Genomic DNA, 26,096 nt, shown 5'->3' on the forward strand with positions numbered 1-26,096 from the left:
TGGACTAAAACAGGGTAGGTTGAATGCTGCTACCGATAAAAAAGACTAAGCTGCTGAGTGCGATCGCCCAACCGCTGGCACTAACGCTCACTCCAAACTTGTCATCAGAAACATCCCGATAATCCGAGCGATCTACCTTTGACCGACGATGAAACATCTAGGCTCTAGTCCAATGACTGCATTAAAGTGTTGTCTGACTTCGGTTTGAGCAAACTCTTTGACTGATTAAAGAGACACTGTCGCTGTGCCAAGTCGTCATCAGGAGGAATGATAAAGAGCTTAAACACATCAGAAACGTAAGTAGGCTGATAGTCGCTTAAATCAAGATTTGCCCGTTGCATCTCCTCATCCGTTGTCACCAGCAGCAACCGTTGGTCACGCTTAAGCTGTATCTGTGTCTCACAGGGTTTCTTAAACCGTTCAATTCGATCAATTTGGCTATAAAAATTGAGGCTGGGCCAGGTGACACCAAGGGCCGCAGGCAAATCGCGATCGCACTCCTCACAGATTTCTTGCTGCAAGGCCTGAGCAACTGGAATCAGCCGTCCCCCTAAAACCTGCCCGTCTAGCGTTGGTAGCAGCGGATCAACTACCGTTAGTGCAAACAGGCTAAAAGTTCCAACGCCAACCAACCACGCCCAAAGGGGCTGCACTCGGATTAGGCTAATAGCGGTCGCCACTGTCGCTAATGAGTAAAGCAAAAACCATTGCCAAATGATTTGAGTAATCTCAGCAGTTTGTAGGAAGGGCTGATCGACCAGATGCGGAACGAGCGTGAACCCGACAGCTAGCAGAGCATAGACCAGACTGATAAATCCTAAACAGAATTTAAGCGATCGCTTCGGTTCCGAGATCTGCTGTTCCCAGGCTTGAGCGCACAGATAAGCCAGCGCTGGAATGCCGGGATAGACGTACCACAGCAGTTTCGTTGCAGCGGCACTCATAAACACCAGCACCATCACAAACCAGATCCCCATAAATAAACCAACCTGCTGGTTAGAGTCCTGTTGTCGCCAGTAGTCTAACCGCAGCCACTGTCGCAAAGATTGCCAATTAATTGCACTAGGAATAAGAACTAGCCAGGGGAAAAAGCCAATTGCTACACAGAGTAAGTAGTAGTACCACGGCCCTGCCTGATTTTGATTGACGCTGACAAACCGAGTCACATTGCTGAACACAAAGAAGCTGTTGATGAAATACCAGCCGTTTGCCTGAAATGCTAATAGGTGCCAAGGCAGCGTAATTCCAGCAAAAATTAAGATTCCCCAGCCCCAAGGCACACTAGATAGCTGTTTTTGCCAACGATTAACCCAAACTAGGAAAATTCCGATAATCAAACCGCTTAAAATCAGAGCCAGCGGCCCTTTTGCTAAGACCGCAAAGGCAAGCAGCCCAAAAAAAAGCAAATAGCCAACCTTTTGACGGGTGCTATAGGCCCAGTACCAGCAGTAGAGCGCAGCCGTCATGAAAAAAACCAGCAACATATCGTGCTGTCCAGTTCGCCCCAACGCAAAGGTAAAAGGATTGGCCGCGATCATAGTAGCTGCTAAAAGCGCCATTCGCTGAGTAGCAAAGCGAACCGTAAACAGCCAAGTGCTAAGAACTAGGGCGATCGCCGAAATCGCAGAAGGTAGCCGAACTGCCCATTCCCCTACCCCAAAAATAGGGAAGCCAAGTGCAATTAGCCAGTGCAGCAGAATAGGTTTGTCAAAGTAAAACTTACCATTGTAAACAGGGGTAACCCAATCTTGACGGACCCAAATCTGGCGGGCAACTTCTGCCTGCCTTGCCTCTGTAACGTTGAATAAGCTGTAGCTGCCAAGTCGCCAAAGGAAAAGGAAAACGCACAAGATAACCAAACCCATCACCGCGAATAGTGTACGCCTCAATAGGAGGTTTGAGCGATTTGCGGTAGTCATCGGTTAACTAAACTTATCTACAAACTTCAAGCCTAACAGTTCCACAAAAAAACACATGAAAAAACGGGTTAACCCGCCTTGGATTAACCCGCCTATTTGGGAACGCTTAAGGAAACTACTTTTGCAGCACCAATTTGACGTTGGCATTTTGCAGACCGGGGCGCTTGACTTCTGCCAGGGTCTTGTTCACAGCGTACTTCTGGTTGATTGAGTTGATCAGCTCGGTCTGGTTGTGCTTTTTAGCAACGCCCCAGAGGTCAGCGATCAGGTCAAAGGAACCATCAGCATTGCGAGACCAGCCCAAGTCATACTCACCTTCGAGAACAGCTACGATGTCAGAACGAACGCGCTGACCATTGTAGCCACGCACATCAGCTTCGGTCTTAACTGAGATACCCAGGTCACGCAGAGAAGCCTTGAGGATTTCTGCATCGGTGATCTTGGTGCGCAGAGTGCTAAAGTGAGACATTTGGATTTCCTCCTGTAGAGAAATTGAGAGAAACGACAACGTTTGGGTATAGAAAGCGCCGCACGGCTTAGCGTTTGGAAGGCAAACTGTTACGGCTGTTTTGTCAAACTGCTAGCTTATCGCTAGCCTTTCCTCCTGTTGGGAGCAGGAGTGAAAGCCTGTTAGAACTCAAGTCGCTGATATTCAGCAACTGAGGACGCAGCAGGTCGCGCGCGCTGCCTAGCCCAATCTCTCAGGGCTGTGACCTGCTCACTCATCGTCTTAGAAAGCGGTAGAGTAGCTCGAATTGCAGCAATAATGTCCAATTGGGTAAATTCCCGTTCTTGGGCAAACGCTTCGTACATCGCAGCAATGAGAGCTTGCTCAATTTCTGCTCCAGAGAATCCATCGCACGTCATCACGAGCTGGTCTAGATCAAACCGGGCAATTTCCCGACGACGCTTGGAAAGATGAATTCTGAAAATTTCTTTACGCTCTTCAGCATTAGGCAGATCGACAAAGAAGATTTCGTCAAATCGTCCTTTTCTGAGGAACTCACCAGGCAGACGCTCAACGCGGTTGGCGGTTGCCATGACAAACACCGGAGACGATTTTTCCTGCATCCAGGTGAGGAAGGAGCCGAAGATCCGGCTGGAAGTACCACCATCTGAATCAGCAGATCCTGTACTACCCGCAAAGGCTTTATCAATCTCATCGATAAACAAGATAGTGGGAGAGATTGATTCTGCCGTTTTGAGGGCATTGCGGAGGTTCGCTTCGGAGCGACCCACCATAGAACCGTCGTAGACCCGTCCCATGTCTAACCGCAGTAGAGGCAAACCCCAAAGGCGGGAGGTCGTTTTGGCAATCAGGGACTTACCGCAACCTGGAACACCTAGAATTAGCATTCCTTTTGGTTGGGGGAGACCATATTCTCTGGCGCGTTCGGTGAAGGCGTTAGAGCGCTGCTTGAGCCAGTGCTTGAGTTCCTCCAAGCCACCGACAGAATCGAGGGTTTCGTCTTCTTCGATGTACTCCAGAATGCCGTTGCGCCGGATGAGCTGCTTCTTTTCAGAGAGAACTACATCTACTTCAGCTTCCGTTAAACGGCCCGCTGTGACCTGAGCCTTACGGTAGACTTTTTCAGCTTCATCACGAGTTAGCCCCAAGGCTGCCTTCAGCAACTTCTCACGAGTTTCGGTAGTGGTGCGACGGGCGCGAAGCTGCTCTAACTGCTGAGACAAAACTTGATTTAGCTCTGCCATGTCGGGCAGCGGGAAATCTAATACTGCAACTTCTTTTTCCAACTCGATTGGAATTTGCTGAACGGGAGACATCAGAATTATAGTTTTCTGAGTTCCCTTAAATTCTGCGATCGCATCCCTCAAGCAGCGGGTTACCTCGGCGCTATCAGAGAAAGGATGCAGATCTTTGAAGATGAAGATACTTGGCTCTCGCTGCCGAATCGCGTGTTCGATAGCAATCTGAGGGGAAAGCGTATTGTGCTGTGATGCGTTTCTAGCTCCAGCCCCGTACTCAATCAGACCTCGTGTCATCGTCCAGACAAACACTCGTTGCTGAGGTTTGGACTGTTGGGCGATCGCTGCAATCGTCTGTTCAGCCCGCTCTTCTTCAGAAGTCACGAGATAGATCAGAGGATATTGAGCCTGGATGAGTATATTTAGCTCTTCTTTCATGATCATCGACCTTGTAGAGACAGTGCGGACATAGTAAGCAGACAATCAACTTAAGCTTGGAGTTGAAGACCTGAGAGTTTAGCTACTCAAAAGAGCAAACATTCAAGCTCAGGTAACACTCACTAGCATGGAACCAACTCTTCCTCACCCTGCTGGCTAGAACCAGAACGTTGCCCTTGAATGGCTGGTGAGAGCCCTTCTTCAACTAGAATGCTGGGCTGCTCCTTTAGGGAGATCATTTTGCCTTCCTGCAGAACGACCGAGCTTGAGCACTCAGGGCAGTCATAGACTTGATAGACCTGTCCGTGAGACATTTCTACCTCATCCACCACATCTGAATGTGTCAGATAGAAAACAATTGCTCGTTCTGCAATTGCTGACATCGGCTCGGCATCGACTGCGGAACGAATCTTGAGCTGACGATGAAGCTCTGGTGGAAGGTAAAGCGTAACTTTGTGCTTGTCTTGCATAGAACGACTACATGGTTAATACCCGGGTATGGTTGTCAGAATAATTGCCGCAGTCGTGTCCTGTCAAGACAGCAAGACGCTATGACGGCATTATTGTTACATTCCTTTACAAGCAAGCGAGGTCCTACCCTAATGCATCTATCTCTGGTGCGATTATTTGGAGCGATCGCGTCTCTTAAGTTCTACCGCTTTGCTTTGCTATCGGTTGGGGTGGTTTCAACAGCATTGCTTTTAGGGTGCGATCGCCTGCTTGTCCCTGAAAGTGGTTGGGAAACATACCGAAATTCACGTTACGGTTTTGAGTTTCTCTATCCCAAAGACTGGATTGCTGAACCGCCACCCGACAACCAGGATGGGCAAGTTTTTCGTGCACCTGACCGCCCTGGTGTGAAGGTTGCAGGCTGGGCCAGCCAAATTCCGGCTGATTTAGGTGAAGGGACTGAGGATGAAGCGACAGAACCAAATAGCGTTTTGCTCGATCCCATTAAGGAGAATTTTGTCACTGAGCAAGGATTGTCTGGAGAGCTAGAGGTGCAAATCGCCGCAGAAACTAGCTCACTCAATCTGACGCTGGAGCACGAAGGCGTGATCTATCGCTGGCAGGGGCGATCGCCCAGTCAGCAATTTGAGGATTACTACAAATTTTTTAGCTATGTTGCCAGCCATTATCGTGTTTTGTCTGCAACAGAGCCTTGATTTGTTCATGTTTTTGAGAATTAGGATGGAAGTAGTGATACGGCTAGCCATTCATGGGCTAGTTGCAAATCAATTCAGCAGGTATTGAAACACATGAGTAAATCGCGACGACACCAGGACACCTTAAAGGGGCGACTGCTTCAGTACATCTGGCTGGCTATCCCATTAGGAGTCGTCGGGTTAGTAGCCGTTTTTGCTCTGATGCAAGGGCGAAACATGCAGCAGAGCCAGGAAGAGCCAGCTGGACTCGTTGATGAATTTGTGGTGGATACGCCTGGTGCAACTTTGCCGCCTCTTCCTGAAGGAATTGCCTTGCCAGGCACCGCAATTCCCGATTTAGGACAAGAACACGTCCCGGCTGACCAGCAGGTTGAATACAACTCAAATCCACCAACCTCTGGCCCACACCATGAAGAGTGGGCCCGCTGGGGAATTTATAACGAAGCTCCTTCAGATGAACAGCTTGTTCACAACCTGGAACACGGTGGCATCATCATCAGCTATAACCCTGCCCTGGTTGAGGCGGAAGATCTGGAGCAGATTAGACAACAGGCAGAGGAGTTAAGCGCGATTAATCCTCGAATTATTGTCACACCACGCTCAGAAATGCCAAAGGCGATCGCCCTGACTGCTTGGGGCTACCTGCAAGAGCTAGAAGCTTATGACGCTGCTGTAGTTGATGAGTTTTACAACGCTCACATTGCTCGTGGCCCAGAATGCCAGGACGGGCAGTGCCCTAATTAGCCTTGAGAGATACCGGGGAAAGTCATTTCTTGTGGGGCGAACAGCGGTCCGCCCCTACTTAACGTGAGTTCGGGTTAAGCTAAACGCTGCAAGGTTTGGTATAAAAGGCTTTAGGCAAAGGGTATTGCTGTAGGCTCTTCTCAATAAGGTTGTTTATTGAGAAAAATTGCATCTGTGGACCTTGCTGACAATAGCTTGATTCACTGCAACGAAATGAGGTACGAAAAATCAGGGGTTCTGACGATTTCTTATCCCGAACTCACGTTACTTAAGGTATTGACTAAAGGCATTGACCAACGGTAGCTACGACGGATTGTGCTAGAGAATCAAAGTCATATCCGCCCTCCAAGCCAAAGACAGTGCGTCGGGTGATTTGCAGACAGAGTCTTGTGAATACGCCATAATCCTCTGGTTGGAGTGCAATTTCTGCTAGCGGATCGGCTTGGGTCGCATCATATCCAGCGCTGACAATCAGCAAGTCAGGTTGGAAGGTACTAAGAAACGGAATTACTTTTTGCTCAAACAAGGGCTGGTAGTCTGCCAGGGTGCTACCCCGTTGCATCGGCAAATTCAGCACGTTATTAAAAGCGCCCCGTTCGTCCGCATCGCCAGTACCGGGGTAGAAAGGAGATTGGTGCAGTGAGCAGTAGGCTATCTGGGCATGGTTTTCGGCGATCGCTTGAGTGCCATTGCCGTGATGCACATCCCAGTCAAGGATTGTGACGCGATTTACCCCCGGTTGCTGAAGGGCGTAGTGAGCGGCGATCGCTGCATTTGCAAAGATGCAAAACCCCATGCCTCGCTGGGGCATCGCGTGATGTCCGGGTGGACGCGCCAGCACAAAGGCAGGTTCTCCGGTTGCCAGTGTTTGATCAATGCCGTCCAGCCAAGCGCTAGCCGCAAGCAGAGCAACATCATAGCTGCGGGGGGAAACAATCGTGTCTTGATCGATATAGCCACCGCCTCGGTTAGCTAGCTGTTGCACCGCAGCGATGTACTGCTGGGGATGAATTGCCTCTAAAGCAGCCATGAGCCGATCGCTTTGAGCGTGGATAGGTGTGGGCGATCGCCAATCCAACTGATCAGCCCAGGGTGCAGCTTTGAGAGCTTTTGTGATGGCAGTTAAGCGACCTGGTTTCTCAGGATGATAAACGCCAGTATCATGATCCAAAAATTCATCGGAATAAAAAATAGGCAGCATAGCCTCAGTCCAAAAGTTTAATTTTAGAGCCTACTTAAAGGGAGGGTCGTTTGGGCGATCGCCTGACTAGCAAAGGGTTAATGGAGGTTTGGGCAGGTTAATCTGAATTGCCAAAAGTTAAATATTTAAAGATGCATCATAGAGACTTTATAGATTTTGTCCTCGTTCTAGCAACACAATTTAGATTATTGAAGTCGTTAGAATTGACGGGAATGCATCTTCTTCGAGTACTGAGGGTTTTAAATACAGGTATTTCTCTGAGTTAGTTTTACCTGACCTAAGTGGTTCCATCAGTGGTTCCATCAACCGACCAGCCACCCATCGACGATGAGCCAAATTCCACAGACCCATCCTGCTACCACTTTAGGGGGACGCTACAAAGTCATCAGCCAACTGGGTGCTGGTGGGTTTGGTCAAACTTTTTTGGCGCAAGACCTCCATTTACCAGGGCATCCTCGCTGCGTCGTTAAGCGCTTGCTGCCACAGACGAGTGACGACAAAAGCCTGCAAATGGCGAGACGCTTGTTTGACACCGAAGCCCGAGCGCTCTACCAGTTGGGCAGCCACAACCAGATTCCGACTTTGTTTGCTCACTTTGAGGAAAATCAAGAGTTTTATCTGGCTCAAGAATTTATTGAAGGTGAATCGCTCACCCACCCGCTGAGGAAAGGAAAAACCTGGCCCGAAGATCAGGTAATTGCCTTATTGCGAGATATTCTTCAGGTTTTGGTGTTTGTGCATGAGCAGCAGGTGATTCACCGGGATATCAAGCCCTCTAACCTGATGCGGCGGCGCAAAGACGGACGAATTGTGCTGATCGACTTTGGTGCAGTGAAGCAGGTCAGCACTCAAAGCGCCAATCCTGACACAGGCATCACTGATTTGACGGTTTCGATTGGGACTCAGGGCTACATCCCAAATGAACAATTAGCCGGCAAGCCGCGCTTTAGCAGTGACGTTTACGCAGTTGGAGTGATTGGAATTCAGGCTTTAACTGGCATTCACCCAAAACGCCTGGGAGACCATCCTGAAACTGGAGAAATAGACTGGCGCGATCGCGTCCCCGAAGTCAGTTCTGAACTTGCAGAAATTTTGGAATGCATGGTGCGCTATGACTTCCGCGATCGCTACCCGACTGCCGTAGAAGCCCTGGAAGCCTTTCAAGAACTCCCAGTTGGGGTGACCGAGTTTTTACCGCCCCTACCTGAATTTGTCGACACACCACTGGAATCTTCCTTTTCAGGTACAGAGACGACCGCGTCAGAGCTGATATCCGCCTCCACGAGCGTGTTTAATCCTTCCGACACGACCGTTCAAATTTCAATGCTATCTCTAGAGTCAGAGACGGCTCCCTGCCAGATTCAATCGGATGAACTGAATGGAAATGGGCTTGAGAACCCTGAGCCAGCATCCACTCCACTCCAGGCTTCACAGAAGAAAGAACGGTCGTTCGGCTATAAGCGGCGATTGGCAAAGCTTGGCTTTGGGTTAGGACTGGCTGGGCTCGCCACCGCAGGTACAACGTTCGTCGCGATGCAGACGGATGCTTTTTTGCAGCCTGTTAGCCCTCCGATTGAAACGGTTGGTTCTCATGCGGGCACTCCCGCTATGCCAATGATTCGCTCCCTTGCGGCTCCAAACCTGCCTGCACCAGAAGAATGGGCAGCAAAAATGCAAAGCCGTGCCGATCGCCTGCTACAGAGTGGGCAGTTTCAACAAGCGCTAGAAGCATACAACGGACTACTTGCCCTTGAGCCAGCGAATGCTAAGGCGTACTGGGGACGTTGTCACAGCCTTACCTATTTGCAGCAACCTGCCGAAGCTGCTGTCGCCTGTGATGATGCCTTGGCGATCAACCCCAATTATGCTGAAGCTTACTGGAGTAAAGGACGAGCTTACCGAGAGCAGGGGCGATCGCTCCAGTCGCTCAGGCTATTTGAACGGGCAACCCAACTAAAGCCAGACCTAGTTGGGGCGTGGGTTGATATGGGCATCACGTTACAAAGCTTTGGACGATCGGTGGAGGCAATTTCGGCGCTAGACCGAGCGATCGCCCTTGATCGCAATTCTGTAGAAGCTTGGGCTACTAGAGGGCAAGCGCTGTGGAACTTGGGTCGCTTTGACCAGGCGATCGCATCTCTCGATAAAGCTTTGCAAATGCAGCCCGACCATCCCCAAGCTGGCCCTTTACGTCAGCAAGCACGAGAACGATTGGGTTATTAATAGCCGTTAGTAATTAGTAGAAAGTAGTCACCTGTCTTTTTAGGCAGGTTGTTGAGGGCGATCGCTGCTAATCTACTTTGCCACCCCTTCAATATTGCCTGTACTTACCAACAGAACCCTACTTTTCGTTACTAATTATACAAGAATAAGTGAGTCAAGCTCTTAACCTGCAATCAACAGCCGAATTAGATTGCAGACAAGCGCAACGAAATGGATCTCGGATCAAGCATTTGTCTCAATCTCAGCAGATATTTGGATTCTTAACTCAGGTTAGTTAAGAGACTGTTGGATCTGACCCACTTTTCAGGAGACAACTATGCCTTCAGTTGAAATTCCCGCGCATCAAGCAGGTGACTTTTTTGTTGATTACGAAGAGAAAGTATTTCCCGATGTGCAGGCAGAACCGGGTGAAAAAGCTCTCGTAACATTCCACACTGTTGCATTTGAAGGATCAATTGGTCTGGTCAATTTACTGCAATCGCTGCGTCTGCTGCGTAAAGGGTTTGAGACTTCAATTTTGCTGTACGGTCCAGGAGTTACCTTGGGCGTTCAGCGAGGTTTCCCAAAAATTGGAGATGAAGCGTTTCCTGGACACCAAAACTTCAACAATCAGCTCAGCAAGTTTATGGCTGAAGGGGGAAAGGTTTATGCGTGCCGCTTTGCCCTGCAAGCGCTGTATGGTCATGGTGAACCGTCTCTGATCGCCGGAATTCGTCCGATTAGCCCCCTAGATGTGTTGGACTTGGTGCTGATGCACCGCAAGGAGGGAGCCTTCATTTTAGACACCTGGACACTGTAGGGAAGAGTTATTGGTCATCGGTCATTAGTGATTGGTCATTTATCATTGCTTGTTTATCATTTGTGACTTGCCATTCTTCATTGGCTCCTACACTTGCAAACAACTAATAACAAGTGACCGATGACCCAACTTAACATCACTCACTATCTCCCCCGTCAAGGAAAATCTATGGATTACTCACGAACTGTTAGGGCGGCTGCGGTGCAGATTAGTCCAGTGCTGTTTAGCCGTGAGGGAACGGTTGAGAAAGTGTTAGAGGCGATCGCCCAAGCCGCCAAAGCAGGGGCAAATCTGGTTGTATTTCCAGAAACTTTTGTTCCCTACTATCCTTATTTCTCATTCATTCAACCACCCGTGTTGATGGGTAAGGAACACATGCGGCTTTATGAGGAAGCTGTAGAGGTGCCGGGAGCAGTGACAGAGGCAGTGAGTCAGGCTGCTCGGGCTGCCAACATCGTTGTAGTTTTAGGGGTAAATGAGCGGGAGAATGGTTCCATCTACAACGCTCAACTCATCTTTGATGCAGATGGAACACTTGTGTTGAAGCGGCGCAAAATTACGCCAACTTATCATGAGCGGATGGTATGGGGGCAAGGAGATGGGTCGGGGCTAAAAGTGGTGAACACTGCGGTGGGAATGGTTGGTGCTCTTGCCTGCTGGGAACATTACAATCCGCTTGCCCGCTATGCTTTGATGGCACAACATGAACAAATTCACTGTGCTCAGTTTCCTGGCTCAATGGTGGGACAAATCTTTGCTGACCAGATGGAAGTCACCATTCGCCATCATGCTTTAGAGTCGGGCTGTTTTGTGGTGAATGCAACAGGTTGGCTCACACCTGAGCAGATTGCCCAAATCACGCCAGACGAAAAGATGCAGCGGGTGTTAACAGGTGGGTGCCACACTGCAATCATCAGCCCCGAGGGAACTCACCTTTGCCCCCCTGTGACAGAAGGGGAGGGGATGGCGATCGCCGATCTAGATTTCTCTTTTATCACTAAGCGTAAACGAATGATGGATTCGGTCGGTCACTATGCCCGTCCTGACTTACTTCAGCTTCGTCTCAATATCGATGCAAGACCGTTTATGAGCGCAGAGATGCACCATCAGGCAATCCCTGCTGAACAATTGCTGAATGGAGAAGCAGCTAACGAGCATGAACAAACAAAACTTGATTACGGAGTTACAGTCTCACGGTTTGCGATGGATTGACCCAGCCGTTGGTGCATCAGGGCGTAAGGGTGGTGCAGGGCCTTCAGACCATAAAGCAATAACTATTGATGACACGACGGTGATGGTACCCATTTTCACCGATGGAGCGGCTGAATCACCCTATGCGATTGAAGTTGGGGATGCTCAAGTGCTGCCAATGTTGAAGCTAGACGGGGAGGCGATCGCCCCCATCTCATTTCCTACACAGCCAAAGTTTTATAGTCTCACTACTGCTGACGGCATTCCTTATTGGAAGATTGCTTTGCTCCATTCTCATGATGTGCTGGCAACTACCGTACTGCAAACCTGTATGCGTTACGGCGATCGCGCCACAGCCTGCCAGTTTTGCGCCATTGGTCAATCTTTGGCAGCAGAACGCACGATCGCCCGTAAATCACCTCAACAGTTGGCAGAAGTGGCAGAAGCCGCTGTGCGTCTGGATGGGGTGAAACACATGGTGATGACGACAGGAACGCCAAATACGAGCGATCGCGGTGCTGCTTATCTAACTGAGTGCGCCAAAGTGATTAAATCTAGGGTAAATCTCCCAATTCAGGCACAGTGTGAACCACCCGATGACTTTATCTGGTTCGAGCGAATGCAAGCAGCAGGGGTAGACAGCCTAGGCATGCACCTGGAGGCGGCTGACCCACAGGTTCGAGCCAAAATTATGCCAGGTAAAGCAGAAGTACCGCTTGAGTATTATTTTGAGGCATTTGAGGCGGCTGTGAAAGTGTTTGGTCGGGGACAGGTGAGTACTTACCTGTTAGCAGGATTGGGCGACTCACTTTACACATTGTTAGAAATCTCGCAGAAGCTAATTGATGTCGGTGTTTATCCTTTTGTAGTGCCGTTTGTGCCGATCAGCGGTACTCCTTTAGCAAATCACAGACCACCCAATAGTGAGTTTATGTTTGCGCTCTATCAGCAAATTGGAGCAATGCTGCAACGATCGGGGCTGGCTTCTACGGAAGTCAAAGCAGGTTGCGCCAAATGTGGTGCTTGTTCTGCTCTTTCAACCTTTGAAACGTCTGCCTAGTCACCTATAATCACACACTGCAATATCATTCATGACTACCTCATCCTACACTTACAAATTAGCGGCTTCAGCTTCTGAATATGAGGCGTATTGCGAATTGCGGCAAATGATTTTTGCAGAAGAACAAGGCTTGTTTGAACGTGATGATGAGGATCAATGGGACGCGATCGCCTATCCTATTGTCGCTCTCAACGCATCAAAACACGTGGTTGGTGTAGTGCGAATTTATGAGACAGAGCCACAAGTCTGGTATGGCGGCAGGCTTGGTGTTCATCCTGACTACCGTCGTGTTGGGCAAATTGGGCGTGGTTTGATTTACAAAGCTGTAACTACTGCAAACACCTGGGGCTGTCGTCAATTTCTGGCAACTGTGCAGCTTCAAAACGTGAAATTCTTTCGGCGGCAGCATTGGCACTCACTTGAAGAAATAGTGATTTGCGATCGCCCCCACCACATGATGCAAGCAGACCTGGAATACTATCCTCCCAGCAGCGAACCTCGTCCCGCCATTGGGTATTGGAGATTAGGAATGAGAGAACTAGAAGCCTCATAACAATCAATTGTGAAACTCATTGAACTGGTAACAACCCTACGCCAATCCATCGGAGTGCTACAAAAGCAAGATATCCAGCTTGCCGCTAAATACCTAAAGCAATTTTCCCCTTCACTCCCAATCCCTAATCCCCAATCCCCGAACTCCCTTATTGGTGATGACTGTGCTGCCATCCCCGACCAGGACGGCTACCTTCTCCTAGCAGCAGAAGGGATGTGGGATGTACTGGTGGAGTCAGAACCTTGGTTTGCGGGTTGGTGCGCCGTGATGGTAAACGTCAGCGATATTTACGCAATGGGAGGTCGCCCGATCGCCGTTGTAGATACCCTATGGGGCACATCTGCAACAGTTATAGAAGCAGTCTGGTCAGGTATGACGGCTGCTTCAAAAGCTTACAGCGTGCCAATTGTGGGTGGGCACAGTAACTATCACAGCCCCTACAATGCACTGTCAGTGGCGATTTTAGGACGAGCAACTCACTTGCTCAGTAGCTTTAATGCTAAGCCGGGAGATACATTGCTGCTGGCGATCGACCTCCGGGGTAAGGCACATCCCAAACATCCGTTTTGGAATGCTGCTACCTCTGGTGCTTCCAGTCGTCTTAGAGAAAACTTGGAGCTATTGCCAAAATTAGCAGAGACAGGACTTTGTGATGCAGCTAAAGATGTCAGTATGGGCGGCATGATTGGCACTCTTTTAATGCTGCTGGAAACTTCTAGGTGTGGTGCTGTAGTTGACCTGGAAGCGATCGCTCCTCCCCCAGACTTGACCCTAGAAAAGTGGTTACTCTGTTTCCCCAGCTATGGCTTTCTGCTCAGCGTTCGCCCCGAACATGTTGCAGCCGTTCAAACCTGTTTTCGGGAAAAAGAATTAAGCTGTGAGGCGATCGCCCAAATTACAGATTCTCAACAATTAATCTTGACCTACAAAAGTGAAACAGAGATCTTTTGGGATCTTACACAAGAGAATTTGACAGGGTTCGCACCAATCTAAATTTATCTATTAGTCAATGGTGAACTCACTTCGGATTGCTTTTTTTACCTATTCGACAAAACCCCGGGGTAGCGTGGTTCATACGTTGGAAGTTGCAGAGGCTTTACAGGAATTGGGGCACTCTGTTTGTGTTTATGCTTTGGATAAAGACGGCACAGGATTTTATCGATCGCTCCAGTGTGATCACGTTTTGGTACCTGCAAAAGAGGTGACAGGCGGAATCGATCAGTTAATCAAACAAAGAATTCAGGAGTTTGTAGACTATCTGAGCCAGGAAAAACCAGTTTATGACTACTATCACGCGCAGGATTGCTTAAGTGCAAATGCTTTGTCGGAGCTGCGATCGCGCCATCACATTCCTCACTTTGTGCGAACGGTGCATCACATTGATGCGTTTAATAGTCCTTACCTACAAACCTGCCAGGACCGCTCAATTCGGGAACCTGATTTGTGCCTTTGTGTAAGCGATCGCTGGCAAACTGCCCTACAGGAGCAACACCAAATTCATGCCCCCAAAGTAACTAATGGTGTGAATACGACTTACTTTTCCCCTGATTATGATGGTTCTGAAGCCGATGTGAAAAAGCTGGGACTGAGCGGTCAGCCAATTTACCTCACCGTCGGTGGCATTGAGCCTCGCAAAAACTCGATCACTCTCCTGCGAGCCTTTGCTCAAGTGTTAACCCATTATCCTAATGCTCAACTGGTGATTGCAGGAGGGGCAACGCTGTTCGACTATCAGCCTTATCGCGATGAGTTTTTTCAACTTGCTGAAAGGTTAGGAGTGGCGATCGCCAAGTCACTCATCTTACCGGGAGTCATCTCCACCGCTGAATTGCCTGCTCTTTATCGCATTGCTGATGCTTTTGTTTTTCCTTCCCTCAAGGAGGGATGGGGACTGGTGGTGCTGGAAGCAATGGCTTCTGGTATTCCCGTAGTTACTTCAAATATTGCTCCATTTACTGAGTTTTTGTCTGAGCGAGAAGCACTTTTGGTTGATCCGGAGAGTGAGGAGGCGATCGCCCAAGCCATGCAAACCATCGTTCAACCTCAGATAGCCCAGTCTTTTAAGGAGCAAGGCATTCAGGTGGCTAAGCGCTACACCTGGAAACAGTCTGCCAAGCTCCACTTAACTCACTATCAACAGCTTTCAACTTCTCCAGTCCCTAACCCTCAATCTCACCATGCCAGAAATCCGCTTTCAAATTGAACTACCCGACGGTTCTCAGGAAGTTTGTTACTCGCCTTCTCTAGTTGTGCGTCAATATTTTGAGGAAGGAAGTGAGTATCCGTTAACAGATTTTGTTGAGCGATCGCGCACTGCTTTGAATATCGCTAGCGATCGCGTCAAAGCAAAATATGGCTTTTCGTGCAGTCTGGCGATCGGGCAACTGCGCCAGATTGAAACAATGGCAACAAAATATGCAGAGTTACCTGACCCGAAAGTGCGACTGATCAAATTTATCGAGAATTAGAAAAATCTTTCAACGAAATACTGTCACACTTGGAACAATTGAGCCATCGCTAAACTCGTGCAGTCCGTGGTCATTCCGTTAAAAATGAGGCTGTTTGTTATACATTAAGCTGAGTGGATGGAGCAAAGGGATTGCCCTTCAGGTAAAGCACATGACAGATAGCGGCAGGAGCAATAGCCCCTTCAGGCTGATGTTGGTTGATGACAACCGGGCTTTTCGGGCGGGGCTACGGATCTGGCTAGAGCAATTCTCAGACCTGGAAGTGATTGCTGAAGCAGGAGATGGAACTGCTGCTCTGCAAGCGTTAGCAACTCACAGCACGGCTTCTGCATCCTCAATCGCAATTGATTTAGTCATCCTGGATTTGGGATTGGGCAGTGCTAATCCTGAGCAGATTCAAGGGCTAGATTTGTGTCGGCAGATTTCCTCTCAGTATCCGGCGATCGCCATCCTCCTGCTCAGTTCCATGACGGAACCTGTGATGCTAGCAGCAGCGCGGCGATCGGGCGCGAGAGGATATTGCCCTAAACATACTGAAGCAACAGAACTGGCAGCAATCATTCGGCAAGTTGCAAGAGGTGGACCTCGCTGGGTTCAGCCTACAGCAGAAGAACTTGCGGTGGTTGTCACTCCCCCTGTTTCGGGCTCGATTAGATCTCAGCCGATAGTAAAGTTACCGGCTCCATTTGCCATTTTTCGGCGAAACTTACGTCTGTCAGGGCTACAGCAGATTGAGTCAGCACTGTCTGACGTAACCAATCAACTGCAAAACTTAGATCTGTCGCTGCTGGATCGGGCAGTTTTAGCAGGGCAACAGCGCGAACTGCGGGCTTCTCGTTGGCTGGTGCAACGGTTATTGGCAACTCCGACCGTACTAGAACCGCCAAATGCAGTGACGCCGCAGTCAGATGCAGCACCGTCGGATCGCCCTGCTCAACAACTTGAGCAAACCAACGCAACTCAGCCTTCTGGGGACACAGAACTCACGGTGATAACGCCATCAGAAAATGGATTAGCTAATGCCCGTAATTTGCAGGCAGCGCTGTTTGATGCGATCGCCGCAAAACTGCAAAGCAGTCTGCAAAACCAGACCAAGACACCCCTAGAAATTGATATCTTGCGAGAAGAAAAAAAGCGGGAATTGCTCTATTTAATCTTGCGGCAGTTAGAGGAGATTTTGGATGAACTGCGCTTTTCGCAGGTACAGCCTGGACAGTTAGAGGAGAAGCGATCGCTGATTTTGCAAGATCTCTGGAGAGCGGTTGTCACAGATTTTTTCGGCAAATATTACACTATTTCGATAGGCAACGCCGAAATAGAAGTACCTAGCACGTTGCTTCAAGATATTGAAGTTGTGCAGAGCGCCATTCTGGATAAAATTCCATTTTTTGACGATTTGCTGTCTCATTTGCTCTTTCAGACGCCACTAATTCTTGAGGGGATTCCCTATGTACCTGGCTCACCCGAAGCAATGCGACGAGCGGAATCTATTCTTGAAAATCTGATTATTCAGGTTGCCAATGCTGTGGTGCAGCCGCTACTCAACCGCTTTGCCAACATAGAAACAATCAAGCAAAACTTTTATGAATATCGCTTACTTTCAATTCGGGAAGTAGAACGATTTAGAAATAACTTGTCCTGGAAATATCGCTTAGAAAAATACCTTGGCGAACCTAAAGCAATCTTTGAAAGTCAGTATCCCCTGTTTATTCTTTATGGTCGTGGCATTCAGAGAGTAGCGGTTTATGCGCCTCGTGCCCAAGAGCTAGAGCAATTATCAGGGCTTCAGTTTACGGTGACGTTAGCGCTAGAAACCCGTGATGCGATCGCCCCTCGCTTCCGTTCCGCTATTTCTTTTGTCGGCACTGGGCTAATTTATGTACTGACCGAAGTAATTGGTCGCGGCATCGGGCTGATCGGTCGCGGCATTCTTAAAGGGGTTGGCACCGCCTGGCAAGACGGCAAATATAACCGCAACGAACGCCAAAAGTAATAATGGTCTTCTGAAAAGGGTCAAAGATAGAAGGGCGTCCCACGGAGTGGGACGCCCTTCTATCTTTGACCCTAATTTTTAATTTGCTGTCCTCTGATAGTCTGCCTTTCAGACTGAGCAGTGACCAAAATCAGTGGGTTGCGTGAAGGACATCACCCATTTAGGGTATTCTCCATCACCTAAAGCTCTCTGAACAATCACAGGCGATCGAGTAGCTGCGTCACTCGACCGTTGAGAAGAATGCTCGATAGTGAGAGTCAACAACCCGGAGTCCTGTTTCGTCGAGAAAAACCGTTTTTAGCACTTTTAGAGGTTATTCATGAAATCTTCGCAAGATTCCCAAACTATTACGCTTTTCTCCAAACCAGAAGCAGGTAAGGTCGAGCAAACCATCACCTCTACTGAGTCGGGACGGGTGAAGTTTCAAGGAAGCTATTGGCCCGCTCAGTTTTATTATCCAGATTCTCACTTGTCTGCAAATCCTGAAGAAGTTGTAACCATTGTGGGGCGGCAGGGAATCACTCTACTCGTTGTGCCAAAGGGTAGCCCACTGCCCGGTGAGTTTTCCTCTAATGCCCCTATTCAATCCGACAAAGACGATCTTCGCAGCTCTGAATGGAGCCAGAGGCTCAGTTCTAGACTGTCTGTTTTGCTGAAACTCAAGCGAAGTGATGATGGCGATCGCTACCTCTTTCAAGCGTAATCGTTAGTTAGCTGTATGTTAGCTGTATAACCGTAGAATGGGTTAGCGCAGTGTAACCCATACAGAAGTTGGGTTTCGCTACTCCGCCAACCTACACGATTCCTTGCTCTAAACGTCACGATTCAGCAGCAAATTCGTGTAGTGCCTGAATAATCTGTACGTTTGCTTTGGGAAAAGGAAATTGTTCGATTTCAGCTAGTGTTACCCAGCGGATTTCGTCACACTCAATCGGTTGGGGTTCGCCGCTCAGGTGACGGCAGTGATGTACATTCAACGTGACGCGAAAGTGAGTGTAGGTGTGGTCGATAGTAATGAGGCGATCGCCCACTTCCACCTCAATTCCCAGTTCTTCCTGAATTTCTCGTTTAATGCAGGCTTCTACCGTTTCTTCTGGCTCAATTTTGCCACCAGGAAATTCCCAGAGTCCGCCGAGCAGCCCTTCTTGACGACGGCGATCAATCAAAATTTTGCCCTGATCATCCCAAATGACGGCGACGCCAATCTTTTTGTGGGGCAGGGGAGCGCGACTTTCAGAGAGAGGCAATTCGTTTTGCATGTTCAGATTGTGAGCCAGACAGGGTTCTTTCCAGGGACAAAGCAAACAGGCTGGATTTTTGGGTGTACAAACTGTTGCTCCCAAATCCATCAATGCTTGATTAAAGTCACGCGGCTGCTGTAAATCCAGCAGATCTGTAGATAGCTGCCATAGTAGCTTAAGCGCTTTACTGGGCGATCGCTCTAGTGCAATCAATCGGGCTAAAACTCGTTTGACGTTGCCATCCAAAATCGACACGGGTTGGTTGAATGCTGCGCTGAGAATGCCCCCGGCAGTGGTGCGTCCAATTCCTGGGAGGGCGATCGCCTCTTCTAAATTTGGGGGAAACTGTCCGCCAAACTTTTCCACGACTTCCTGGGCTGCTTTGTGCAAATTTCGCGCACGAGCATAGTAGCCAAGCCCCTGCCAAACTTTCAAGACCTGCTGCTGGTCTGCCTGCGCTAGCGCCTCGACTGTAGGAAACTGCTCTATCCATCGCTGATAGTAGGGAATTACAGTTTTTACCTGAGTCTGTTGCAGCATGGTTTCGGAAACCCAGATTTGGTAGGGGTCTCGGGTTTCCCGCCAGGGCAGACTGCGTCCAGAGGTGGCGTACCAGGTAAGGAGCGATCGTCGCAAACTCATCAACGGCAACTGCTGCAAAGTCTCCATAGCAGAACTCGACAGGTCTGCACTCAAGCCTGCCGAGTCTGGGTTAATATCTACAGATGAATTTTGATTTACCGAAGCCACCAGAATGACGCACCGCTAAATAAATTACCTGCTAACTATTCAGCGTCGGAAACTGCTTCGCTCGCTTGTAGAGACCGCTCAAACACCATCCGCTGCTCTGCGTTGCGGAGGAAGTAGCCGCTGACCATTGCCGAAGCCAGCAAACGTCCTAAATGCTCACGACTGGTTGTAATGGCAACACCAAAGTGCTCCGGTGGGAGGTTTCCCAACAGCCCCATGATGTTCCGTTCCATGACCTGAAAGACTTCAGAAGAACTTGGCTTAGAAAGCTGAGCAATCGTTTCTGGATTCATCGACTGGACATACTGCCAAAACTGGCTACCAGATTCAGCTTCGTTACCAAAAAACTCTGAGACTTGATTTGATGCGTTGTTCACGTTAGGAACCTCACTCAATCGGATTTATCACCTACACCTAATCTACCAATCCCCCCCTCAGGCATGAAGTGGGCGGAACCGAACTAGCAGTGACGGATTTGCCTACCTAGGTCAGCTACCTGCTGGTGCAGCAGGGCTAGGAATCGGGGTGGCTGGAGGGCTAGCTGGGATGCGTGTAGTTGATGCGGTTGGTGGGGCGCATTCTCCTCGTTGAGCAGCAGTTAGTCCGTTTTGCGGTTGGACATGGGAGGCAATCGCCGCTTCCTGAATCCAGCCTTCTGCCCCAGGTTGAAGCAGCGGTGTAGCCGGTTCCGGTTCCGGTGCCGTTGGTTCAATCGGGACAGGCGATCGGTTGCCTGCATCGGGGCTAACTGTCGAACTAGATATTGGGCTTGCTGTCGGACTGTCAGCAGTACCCTCTTCAGAGGGCTGCCCAATCGACCCTTCAGCCGTTGGGACAGAACAAACCCGCAGCCTTACCCATCGCTCTTGTCCAGACGCACCTTGCCGGCTCAAAACCTGAAGGACACTGCCTGAAGGAATCTCCCCGGTTGCAGTAGATGGTGGGGCAGGAAAGTCATCAGCGGTGCCACCCGGAGCGGCACTCCCAGGGTCAGCAGTAGAAGATGCAAGCTGAGGCAGCAGCACCAATGGCTCGTTGCCACTTAGAGAACCCGGTGAGGGCGATCGCTCCACTCGAATGTAAGAACCAACCTCCAGAGAGGCGATCGCTACTGTAGTTTGGTCAAGAGGTTCGTCTGGAACAATTGCGGGTTCAGATGAGGGTTGAACAGGCTCAGAGTTTGAGCCTAAGCCAACTAAAGGAGCGATGCGATTGCCAATCGATGGCACCAGTAGCGCCAGTAGCGTTCCCCCCAACCCTAACAGCACCAAGATGCCTAACAGCAAGGGGAAGATGCTGGGACGCCGTCGCTTAGATGGTTCCAACACTTGAGTCTTCAGGGTTGAAGTGGTTGCATCAGATTGAGTTGGCTGAATCCGCGCTCCCCGACCTGTCTGCAGAACGGTTTTAGCAGGCATGGGTTGGCGTGGCGGCTGCACCGCTGACATCAATGCACCCGGAGCAATGTTTAACCCCTGCTCGCTCAGCCGACAGTACACTAGCCCAATTGTTACGTTGTCGTGTCCGTTGCGGGTGTTGGCAATCTCAACTAGCTGCTGACTCACCGCAGCCAGGTCAAACTTACCGTCTAGCACCGGCAAAATAGTTGTATCCCAGCATTCCTCAACGCGATCGCCATCACTTAAGCCATCAGAACAGAGCAAGAAAATGCAGTCTTCATCCAACACAAACCGCTGCACTGTCGGATGCAGACTATTAGAAGACCCCATGCCCAAAGCCTGCACCAGCGAACCAGAACTCGGCTGCTGCAAAGCTTCCCGATAAAATCCGTAGCCTAGGCGCACTTCCCGCGAAGCAATGTCATCGTCCAAGGTGATTTGGTGACAGCCCCAGCGAGTAATCAGATAGGCGCGACTGTCACCTACGTGAGCAGTATAAAGTTCGTGGTTTCTAACCAAACTCATGACCAGCGTTGTACCCATACGCTGGCGATCGAGCCGTTTTTCACTGTCATTGCGCTGGCTGATCAGGTCATTCGCAGCGCAGGCAGCTTTTTCAATTTCAACCGACAGAGCAGCAGGTGATAGGGCTTCTGGGCGCAGCGGCTGCATTCGTTCCCAAATTGCCTCGATCGCCAGGTTCGAGGCGACATCTCCCCCTTGATGACCACCAATTCCGTCACAGACAATCACCAACGAAGAATCAGGAGCCGCTGTTCCAGCAGTCAGGGTAATAGTCTTGAAGGTGCCACCGGGCGGGTAGCAGGCATCCTCGTTGCGCTGGCGGCTTGGTCCCTGGTCTGTGCGAGTCGCAACTTGAATTTGCCTCGACTGATGCTGTCCTGCCAGTGACAAGCCTTCATCTAGCCGATCAACAAGCTGTTCGCCGCTGCGAATAGTTCCTTGAATTAGATCTTGGCAGAGTTGCCGGAGGAAAGGGCCGATCGCTGCTTGAGCCGTCTCAGCCCATCCTGCCCAGAGATGACCCAACTGAGGCAACGTTGGCGGATTACTTCCATGCTCGGGGTGTAGCTCTAGCAATCGAATTAGGGGTCCTTCCATTCGCAGCAGATCAGGCTCCAGCAAACTGGTTCCAACCTGCTCTAGCGTTAAGGGTTGCCAGAGTTGAGCGATCTGCCACAGCCAATTGATTTGGCGCAACCCCGTTGCCTGTTGCCACACTTCGGTCAGGGCAGGTAACAAGGAGGGAATGGTTGCTTCAGTACCAGCCTGAGTAGAGAGAGGCGGCACAAACAGGGCTGCCTGTTCCAACAGCAGAATGTCTGCTCCAGACTGATCTGCCTGCACCAGCCCGTAGACCTGAGGAACGTGGAGCCGATAGGGGGAAAGTCGCAGATAAGCCGATATCGATTGAGGAATTTCCGTCGGAGCCTGGGAAACTATGCCCGGTTTTGCATCCAGGAAGATCCGAGGACTCTTACAGATATAACGATTTGCCAGCACCTCTCCAGGTTGATAGGCATCGGCATCGTGTCCCACCGCCCAGAGATAATGCCTCGGCAAAAAGGTACGGCATTTCTGGCAGAACCGATGACCCTCCGGATTGGGAGCCTGACAACTATAGTTGGGGCAATAGATTGTTGCTGTGGCGTTTTGCATGAAGCCAGGAATACAGCGGTCTTCTCAGGATATCTCAGACTTCCGCCAACAGACCATCTTACACGTGTTACACAAACGGGTATAACCAGGTTTGGCTTAATTCTTGCGAGCAGGATGTGCTATCAAAAATCAATTACATCCCTAGATAGACTCGTCAACAGACACTTTTGGTAAGCCCATGCTGTAGTTGCGGACGCGGCTTTTGAGGTTATAGGAAATCTTGCCTGCTTGCAGTAGCGATCGCACAAAATGCTCCAGATCAGAGCCAATTCGACGCAGATTGTAATCAGTCAGGTCTGCCCCGGCAGAAGCAGCAACTAACTCATCAAACTTGCGATAAACCTCCTGGAGTGCCTCATCATTCCAGAGCAATTCGTTATCTGGGTCAACATCTAATGTCAGCTTATCCTCGCTGGGTAGAAGCTCATCGTTAGCAGTGTCAACTTCAGCCGTAAAGATGCGGATGTGCCGGGTAGTGGACTTAAGCAGCATAAGAAATTAGGGTGTTCACACGGATGCGGCAGGATTCTGATTCATTCTAAAGCGTCAACGGGGCGATCGCAGCCCTTTAACCCAATCTCTCTCATCACCATTTCTGAACTCTTCAATCAAAATCAGCGAATTTTGCAAACTTTGCTCAGCAGACCGAACAAATTTCTCCGTAGAATCCGCCTTCTCGAAGCAAAGAAAGCTACTTAAAATATCAAAATACGGGTCAACCTTTGCGGAAACTCCGTCATTCGCACTGTGTCTAACTCTGGTCAAAAAATTACAGAAAATTAATACCTCATGTTTTTAAGCTGCCTGCTTCTGTTTGCGATCGCCTTCTGCTTTGGCCGCCTCTTCATGCAAACCACCGAAGAAATTCCAGCCCTTGTTGTTGGAATGCTGGCAATTACTTTCCTCGTCGCAGGAATCATCATTGCCCCCACACTTATTCAGGTCGGTTGCCTAGTAGTGGCTATAAGCTTAAAAAAATTCATGCTCAAACAGCAGCAAGCTTAGGGATGAGGAGTTGAGGTTTAGGGACTGGCGGACAGGTGGGAAGCCTTCATCCTTCATTCCTACCCCAGTCTCTAACCCCTGCTCCCCACTTCCAATTCCCAACCCCTTCATCCTTCCCCCCATCCCTATCTCTCGCCTTTAACAGTAGACTGGAAACGGCCGTGTTCGGTTTGCCAGCAGAGGGAGCGATCGCATGGGCAGCTACGAGTCTCAAAAGCGACAGAGGCTTAATATGGGTGCCGTATTCAGAAACCTGTCCTTGATGGCGACGGGTGGCACTGTTTTGCTGGCGTTATTTACGGTCGTGGGCGTTTGGCGTAGTGGCGAACGATTTTTTGAGAATGTGCAGGCAATGTTTACCGCACCGCAACCCCCTCCCCAAGTAGACGTGCGATCGCTCGTCGTGCAACAAGTGCGCGGAGTCAGCGAGTTGACCACGGCAATTTTTGCGATGGAGGCGGTTGTACCTGCGAGTCGCGATCGCACCCTTGGTGGCTACACAATCGGCAAGACGACTCTGCTTTACATCGCTTACGGAGAAGTTCGGGCTGGAGTTGACCTGGCTGAGCTAGACGAAAATGATATTCAGGTTACGGGTGACGCTATTCGCCTGCAGTTGCCATCACCCGAAATTCTGGACAGCAAAATTGATGTAAACCGCTCGAAAGTCTATGACTATGACCGAGGCTTTTTGGGTTTAGGTCCGGATGCTGCCCCTGATCTTCAGCAGCTTGCCCAGCAGGAAACGCTGCAAAAGGTAATAGAAGCGGCTTGCGCTCAAGGCATTCTTGAAGAAGCCAACGTCAAAGCAGAATTAGCGGTTAGTCAACTGCTGACCACCGCAGGCTATGCCAACTCTTCTGTTGAAACCCAAGCGCCCGCTGCTGATGCTTGTGCAAAGCAGTAATTTTCTGCTCAAACACGGTGCTAATGCTGCGCTTTTAAGATGTTTGAAGCCATGTTGCAAAACCGTATTTTTACCTGAAAGTTGAGATAAGTTTTAGGTGAGGCTTGAAGCGGACGTGAGACGGGTGGGTGAGGGCGATCGCCATTAGTTAAAAGCGCTTTGGTTGAGTTACGTATCGCTTGAGCCGTCTTCCAACCCACGGGCTGTCTCAAGGAGATGTTATGAGCTTCAAAAGAATTTTGGTTGCTGTTGATCACGCTGCACTGAGCCAACCAGTATTTGAGCAAGCGCTGGAGTTGGCTCAAACTAATCGGTCCAAGCTACTGCTGTGTCATTGCCTGACAGCAGATGTTGTGACCACATCCCCCACTTTTGCGGCCGGTGAATTGGGTTTGTCGGCTCATTTTGTCAGCCAAACTCATCAGGCACAATACACGTATCTAGAGCAACAGATCGAGGCAGCAAAGGCGTTACTCAGTCACTACGGTGAAACTGCTACTCGCCAAGGCATTGCGACTGAAATCAACTACCGAGTCGCCGATCCGGGGCAGGGGCTGTGCGAAATCGCAAAAAACTGGAATGCTGACCTGATAGTAGTTGGACGACGAGGACGAAAAGGGCTGACAGAGGCAATTTTAGGCAGCGTCAGTAACTACGTGCTGCACCATGCTTCCTGTGCGGTGCTGATCATTCAAGCTCCAACTGCTCAAGCTTCTCTGACTGAAATGCGAGTGGAAGGGAGCGATCGCCAACCGGCATAAATTCAATCACCTGATCAACGCTAGTTTTGACCGTATCGCAAATCGAGTCTAGCGGCAGATCATTTGCATCACACCCAAACGGGTTTTCAATGTCATCGCCAATCTGATCTACCCCAAACAGAATGAAGCTGACAATCACTAGACTGATGCCAGTTAGCCAGCCGATATCGTCAACCAGGTGAAACGGCAAACCCACACAGTAGATTAAAATTAAGCGCTTTAAATAAATTGCATAGGCGATCGGAATGGGGGTCCGTAGAATCCGTTCGCAACTGGTCAACCCTTCAACCATATTGCTGAGCATTCCGTTAAGTGCCACCAGCCGCATCGAATCCAGATGATTATGCTGAAACTGCTTCTGAAGATAATCACCCAGCCACAGAGTGATTTCTAATGGAGAATTGCGAGAACCTTCTAGCATTGAATTTTGTGTCTCAGGAATCAGGTCGGAGACTTCACGACCGACAGGCTCTTGCCGAAGATGATGTTTTGTCGTCAGGGCAAACGTTACCAATAGACGCAGTGCTATTTGTTTTTCTGTTTCGTCGGCTGGCTCTGAGGCTGCGATCCCCAATTTAATTTCTCTAGCTAAGTTCCGAATGTTAAAAACCAATTGCCCCCAGGCTTTGCGTCCTTCCCAGTAACGGTCATAGGCTGAATTAGTGCGAAAGACCAGCAGCAAACCCAGTACTAGATTAAAAACGACATTGGTGGTTAAATCTCCCAGTACTTTCAGTGAAAGCAGCGGGTAGAAGTAGTGCAGAAGTGAAACAAGGAAGCCAAACATCCCAAATAGCAGCGATCGCGGCAGCACCGTCAGTGCTACTGAGCCTTTCAAGCGGAACGCTTGGGCAAACCAGTTGAGGGTCATAGAAGGTTACAAGACAAGC

Annotated in this window: 28 protein-coding genes; 15 read left to right on the forward strand and 13 right to left on the reverse strand. The window is 49.6% G+C overall.

Annotation, left to right across the window (positions count from 1 at the left end):
- Window positions 1–4: 4 nt before the first annotated feature.
- From H6F88_RS29700 to H6F88_RS29720, 5 genes are all read right to left on the reverse strand, one after another.
- Entirely contained in the window at window positions 5–157 is a 153-nt protein-coding gene (locus H6F88_RS29700; RefSeq protein ID WP_190646427.1) for a hypothetical protein, read from the reverse strand.
- Between the two features lie 7 nt (window positions 158–164).
- A complete protein-coding gene (locus H6F88_RS29705) occupies window positions 165–1,919 on the reverse strand; it encodes a glycosyltransferase family 39 protein (RefSeq protein ID WP_190646428.1) in 1,755 nt (584 codons plus the stop codon).
- A 115-nt stretch (window positions 1,920–2,034) separates the two neighbouring features.
- A complete protein-coding gene (locus H6F88_RS29710; RefSeq protein ID WP_190646429.1) occupies window positions 2,035–2,388 on the reverse strand; it encodes a DUF1257 domain-containing protein in 354 nt (117 codons plus the stop codon).
- A 161-nt stretch (window positions 2,389–2,549) separates the two neighbouring features.
- Window positions 2,550–4,064: an AAA family ATPase gene (locus tag H6F88_RS29715; protein WP_190646430.1), complete on the reverse strand. Its 1,515-nt coding sequence runs from the start codon at window positions 4,062–4,064 to the stop codon at window positions 2,550–2,552.
- 122 nt (window positions 4,065–4,186) lie between these two features.
- Window positions 4,187–4,534, reverse strand: a complete 348-nt coding sequence (locus H6F88_RS29720) for a hypothetical protein (RefSeq protein WP_190646431.1) — start codon at window positions 4,532–4,534, stop codon at window positions 4,187–4,189.
- A 132-nt stretch (window positions 4,535–4,666) separates the two neighbouring features.
- Here H6F88_RS29720 and H6F88_RS29725 point away from each other — a divergent pair, with 132 nt between their 5' ends.
- Together H6F88_RS29725 and H6F88_RS29730 are read left to right on the forward strand one after the other, a co-directional pair.
- On the forward strand, window positions 4,667–5,230 hold the full coding sequence (locus tag H6F88_RS29725; protein WP_199318763.1) for a hypothetical protein: 564 nt from the start codon (window positions 4,667–4,669) through the stop codon (window positions 5,228–5,230).
- Between the two features lie 93 nt (window positions 5,231–5,323).
- Window positions 5,324–5,974 carry a DUF3105 domain-containing protein gene (locus tag H6F88_RS29730; protein WP_190646432.1) on the forward strand — a complete coding sequence of 217 codons (651 nt, stop codon included), beginning with the start codon at window positions 5,324–5,326 and terminating at the stop codon, window positions 5,972–5,974.
- Window positions 5,975–6,254: 280 nt separating this feature from the next.
- Here H6F88_RS29730 and H6F88_RS29735 read toward each other — a convergent pair whose 3' ends face one another.
- Window positions 6,255–7,175 carry a histone deacetylase gene (locus H6F88_RS29735; protein ID WP_190646433.1) on the reverse strand — a complete coding sequence of 307 codons (921 nt, stop codon included), beginning with the start codon at window positions 7,173–7,175 and terminating at the stop codon, window positions 6,255–6,257.
- A 327-nt stretch (window positions 7,176–7,502) separates the two neighbouring features.
- On the opposite strand from H6F88_RS29735, the gene H6F88_RS29740 reads away from it, so the two are divergent.
- The 9 genes from H6F88_RS29740 (at window position 7,503) to H6F88_RS29780 (ending at window position 17,462) form a co-directional block, all read left to right on the forward strand.
- The gene (locus tag H6F88_RS29740) at window positions 7,503–9,398 is read left to right on the forward strand and encodes a serine/threonine-protein kinase (RefSeq protein WP_190646434.1); all 1,896 of its coding nucleotides are present in this window, start codon (window positions 7,503–7,505) and stop codon (window positions 9,396–9,398) included.
- Window positions 9,399–9,714: 316 nt separating this feature from the next.
- The gene (locus tag H6F88_RS29745) at window positions 9,715–10,197 is read left to right on the forward strand and encodes an MSMEG_0572/Sll0783 family nitrogen starvation response protein (RefSeq protein WP_190646435.1); all 483 of its coding nucleotides are present in this window, start codon (window positions 9,715–9,717) and stop codon (window positions 10,195–10,197) included.
- Between the two features lie 168 nt (window positions 10,198–10,365).
- Entirely contained in the window at window positions 10,366–11,409 is a 1,044-nt protein-coding gene (locus tag H6F88_RS29750) for a Nit6803 family nitrilase (RefSeq protein WP_190646436.1), read from the forward strand.
- Window positions 11,354–12,448: an MSMEG_0568 family radical SAM protein gene (locus tag H6F88_RS29755; RefSeq protein WP_190646437.1), complete on the forward strand. Its 1,095-nt coding sequence runs from the start codon at window positions 11,354–11,356 to the stop codon at window positions 12,446–12,448. The genes H6F88_RS29750 and H6F88_RS29755 overlap by 56 nt, the downstream gene beginning before the upstream one ends.
- A 31-nt stretch (window positions 12,449–12,479) precedes the next feature.
- Window positions 12,480–13,001 (forward strand): MSMEG_0567/Sll0786 family nitrogen starvation N-acetyltransferase, encoded by a 522-nt coding sequence (locus H6F88_RS29760; protein ID WP_190646438.1) that lies wholly within the window; start codon window positions 12,480–12,482, stop codon window positions 12,999–13,001.
- A gap of 9 nt (window positions 13,002–13,010) precedes the next feature.
- Window positions 13,011–13,994: a sll0787 family AIR synthase-like protein gene (locus H6F88_RS29765; protein WP_190646439.1), complete on the forward strand. Its 984-nt coding sequence runs from the start codon at window positions 13,011–13,013 to the stop codon at window positions 13,992–13,994.
- Window positions 13,995–14,010: 16 nt separating this feature from the next.
- Window positions 14,011–15,204 carry an MSMEG_0565 family glycosyltransferase gene (locus H6F88_RS29770; RefSeq protein ID WP_190646440.1) on the forward strand — a complete coding sequence of 398 codons (1,194 nt, stop codon included), beginning with the start codon at window positions 14,011–14,013 and terminating at the stop codon, window positions 15,202–15,204.
- Window positions 15,179–15,469, forward strand: coding sequence for an MSMEG_0570 family nitrogen starvation response protein (locus H6F88_RS29775; protein ID WP_190646441.1), 291 nt, complete (start codon window positions 15,179–15,181; stop codon window positions 15,467–15,469). Before H6F88_RS29770 ends, H6F88_RS29775 begins: the two co-directional genes overlap by 26 nt.
- Before the next feature lie 151 nt (window positions 15,470–15,620).
- Window positions 15,621–17,462 carry a DUF3685 domain-containing protein gene (locus tag H6F88_RS29780; protein ID WP_190646442.1) on the forward strand — a complete coding sequence of 614 codons (1,842 nt, stop codon included), beginning with the start codon at window positions 15,621–15,623 and terminating at the stop codon, window positions 17,460–17,462.
- A gap of 108 nt (window positions 17,463–17,570) precedes the next feature.
- Here the strand turns inward: H6F88_RS29780 and H6F88_RS32950 are convergent, their stop codons facing one another.
- Window positions 17,571–17,726 carry a hypothetical protein gene (locus tag H6F88_RS32950; protein WP_190679502.1) on the reverse strand — a complete coding sequence of 52 codons (156 nt, stop codon included), beginning with the start codon at window positions 17,724–17,726 and terminating at the stop codon, window positions 17,571–17,573.
- Window positions 17,727–17,781: 55 nt separating this feature from the next.
- Between H6F88_RS32950 and H6F88_RS29785 the strand changes: the two genes are divergently transcribed.
- Entirely contained in the window at window positions 17,782–18,165 is a 384-nt protein-coding gene (locus tag H6F88_RS29785) for an NfeD family protein (protein WP_190646443.1), read from the forward strand.
- Window positions 18,166–18,280: 115 nt separating this feature from the next.
- Here the strand turns inward: H6F88_RS29785 and mutY are convergent, their stop codons facing one another.
- The 4 genes from mutY to H6F88_RS29805 all read right to left on the reverse strand — a co-directional run bounded on the left by mutY (window position 18,281) and on the right by H6F88_RS29805 (window position 23,025).
- Entirely contained in the window at window positions 18,281–19,372 is a 1,092-nt protein-coding gene (gene mutY, locus H6F88_RS29790) for an A/G-specific adenine glycosylase (RefSeq protein WP_190646503.1), read from the reverse strand.
- Window positions 19,373–19,488: 116 nt separating this feature from the next.
- Window positions 19,489–19,830 (reverse strand): DUF760 domain-containing protein, encoded by a 342-nt coding sequence (locus H6F88_RS29795; protein ID WP_190646444.1) that lies wholly within the window; start codon window positions 19,828–19,830, stop codon window positions 19,489–19,491.
- Window positions 19,831–19,941: 111 nt separating this feature from the next.
- Complete coding sequence (locus tag H6F88_RS29800; protein ID WP_190646445.1) at window positions 19,942–22,533, reverse strand: protein phosphatase 2C domain-containing protein; 2,592 nt, start codon at window positions 22,531–22,533, stop codon at window positions 19,942–19,944.
- 141 nt (window positions 22,534–22,674) lie between these two features.
- Entirely contained in the window at window positions 22,675–23,025 is a 351-nt protein-coding gene (locus tag H6F88_RS29805; RefSeq protein WP_190646446.1) for an NAD(P)H-quinone oxidoreductase subunit M, read from the reverse strand.
- A 297-nt stretch (window positions 23,026–23,322) separates the two neighbouring features.
- On the opposite strand from H6F88_RS29805, the gene H6F88_RS29810 reads away from it, so the two are divergent.
- Entirely contained in the window at window positions 23,323–23,538 is a 216-nt protein-coding gene (locus tag H6F88_RS29810) for a hypothetical protein (RefSeq protein ID WP_190646447.1), read from the forward strand.
- Between the two features lie 193 nt (window positions 23,539–23,731).
- Window positions 23,732–24,445, forward strand: coding sequence for a DUF4230 domain-containing protein (locus H6F88_RS29815; RefSeq protein WP_190646448.1), 714 nt, complete (start codon window positions 23,732–23,734; stop codon window positions 24,443–24,445).
- A gap of 20 nt (window positions 24,446–24,465) precedes the next feature.
- Here H6F88_RS29815 and H6F88_RS29820 read toward each other — a convergent pair whose 3' ends face one another.
- On the reverse strand, window positions 24,466–24,645 hold the full coding sequence (locus tag H6F88_RS29820) for a hypothetical protein (RefSeq protein WP_190646449.1): 180 nt from the start codon (window positions 24,643–24,645) through the stop codon (window positions 24,466–24,468).
- A 21-nt stretch (window positions 24,646–24,666) separates the two neighbouring features.
- Between H6F88_RS29820 and H6F88_RS29825 the strand changes: the two genes are divergently transcribed.
- Window positions 24,667–25,206, forward strand: coding sequence for a universal stress protein (locus H6F88_RS29825; protein WP_190646450.1), 540 nt, complete (start codon window positions 24,667–24,669; stop codon window positions 25,204–25,206).
- Here the strand turns inward: H6F88_RS29825 and H6F88_RS29830 are convergent.
- Complete coding sequence (locus H6F88_RS29830; protein WP_190646451.1) at window positions 25,133–26,077, reverse strand: bestrophin family ion channel; 945 nt, start codon at window positions 26,075–26,077, stop codon at window positions 25,133–25,135. The genes H6F88_RS29825 and H6F88_RS29830 overlap by 74 nt on opposite strands.
- Between the last annotated feature and the right edge of the window lie 19 nt (window positions 26,078–26,096).

The organism is Oculatella sp. FACHB-28 (assembly GCF_014696015.1).
Lineage (GTDB): Bacteria > Cyanobacteriota > Cyanobacteriia > Elainellales > Elainellaceae > JAAUTN01.